Below are 1,806 nucleotides of genomic sequence, written 5' to 3'. Positions count from 1 at the left end.
CCTTTCTGCCCCGTTTGGGCGTTTGGGAATCGTCTGTGGGTACGAGACTCGAAGGTATTCGCCCCATACGTCACGGAGTCGATCTCACGTCTGGGCATCGAGGCCCTCGTCACCCTCGGCGCCCATCAGGAGCGTCAGCAAATCCGATGAGCACAGGACAGTCCACCCAGTTCGTGGCTGACCCGAAGTTGAAGTTGGTATTCCCAAGTTTGTGTCCCAAGGACACGCGGACGGTAATGCTGCTCAACGCCTGCGATACCCGCAACGCTGCGGGCCGGACCGCCCGCAACACAGATCCCGCCCGCCCCGTTTTGGTCGTTCTTGGAATAGTCGTTCAGCTGGCGGGGCGGTCTGTCACTGTGACCGAGATCTGCTGGATCTTGCCGCCGCGGAGCACGGTCAAATCCACTCGATCGCCCGGGTCGACGGCACGGAGCGCCGCGATGAAGTCCTCCGCCGACTCGATGTCGTGGCCGTTGACCGCGGTGATGACATCGCCCGGCCGGATACCCGCGGTCGCAGCCGGACCGAGCGGGACGACCTCGAGGACGACGACACCGTCGGTGCGGTCGACCGCCAATTGTTCGGCGATCTGCGGTGTCAGCGTGCCGGGCTGAATGCCGACGTACGCATGCTGGGCAGTTCCCGAGGCCAGCAGTTGATCTGCGACGTCGACGACATCCGCCGCGGGGATGGCGAAACCCAGAGCCACCGCACCCGCCGACGGGGGAATGTAGGCCTGGCTCATCCCCACGACCCGCCCTTGTCCGTCGATCAGCGCACCCCCGGAGTTACCCGGCGAGATCGCGGCGTCGGTCTGAATCAGGTCGACCAGCGGCGCCCCGGTGGAGGCCGACCCGGGGATCTGACGGTGCAATCCGGAGATGATGCCCGAGGTGACCGTGGCCTCGAACCCCAGCGGACTGCCCACGACTACGGCGAGCGCGCCGACCTCTGGCAACGCTGTCTCGAACGTCGCCGCAGTCAGATCGGTGCGGTCCGCGTGAAGGACCGCGACGTCGGTCACGCGATCGACGGCCCGCACGTTCGCGGACACCTGTTGCCCGTCCGCGAAGGCCACACTCACCTGCCGGGCACCCTCGACCACGTGGGCGTTGGTGACGATGGTGCCGTCGGTCTTGTAGACGATGCCGCTGCCCACACCGGACCCGGTAAGCACCGTGACGACCGAGGCCTCCACCTGCCGGACCAGTGCCGGCAGGTCCACGGCAGGCCCGGCTGGGGGCGTCGAGGTGGTGGGAGCCGAGGCGCCGCATCCCGCGAGGAGGGGGACCGCGATCGCGACCAGCGGCACCCAGATCGAGGAACGTACGGTCGACGGAACGCGCATCAGCGACCGGTTCCGTACGACATCGGTCTCCTACATGCACCTACTGCGAGTGGGCCCACCAGATCAACATACCCCTGTCTCCTCCCGTGGTCCGCGACTCCCGACCCGCGTCACATGCTCATAGAAATCTACATCGACGATTGCGGTGCGCGTGCCTCAGCTGCTGCGGCGACGAGTCGTATATTGTTGTACTACTTTTATTTTCAAGACCGATATGCCTGTTTCGGCCCGATTCGCATGCCGTACTGTGCAGCCGAGCCTGCGCCTACCGGTTCGGCGTCCGGTCGGGCAGTCAACCGGTTGAGCTCACGAACGGCCCAACCGCAGGAATCGGACTTTAGTGACTTCACTGTACGAGCTCGCCGAAGCGGAGGTTCCGGCACGGGTGCGTCGACGACGGGGCACCGCGTGTCGGCCAGACAGCCGACAGAGGCGCTCCCGCGCGCGGACGCACC

At 65.9% G+C, this 1,806-nt stretch carries 1 protein-coding gene; it reads right to left on the bottom strand.

Going from position 1 to position 1,806, the window contains the following annotated elements:
* Positions 1-334 precede the first annotated feature (334 nt).
* A complete protein-coding gene (locus tag ABT116_RS44130; RefSeq protein ID WP_209923542.1) occupies positions 335-1,351 on the bottom strand; it encodes a S1C family serine protease in 1,017 nt (338 codons plus the stop codon).
* Positions 1,352-1,806: the final 455 nt, after the last annotated feature.

It is taken from the genome of Streptomyces sp. NPDC002130, assembly GCF_040296465.1.
Lineage (GTDB): Bacteria > Actinomycetota > Actinomycetes > Streptomycetales > Streptomycetaceae > Streptomyces.
Note: the sequence above shows the minus strand (reverse complement) of the source record. Positions and strands in the feature narration are given on the sequence as shown.

Coding starts and splice junctions, on each gene's coding strand:
- ABT116_RS44130 (WP_209923542.1), bottom strand. CDS start 1,351: ATGCGCGTTCCGTCGACCGTACGTTCCTCGATCTGGGTGCCGCTGGTC.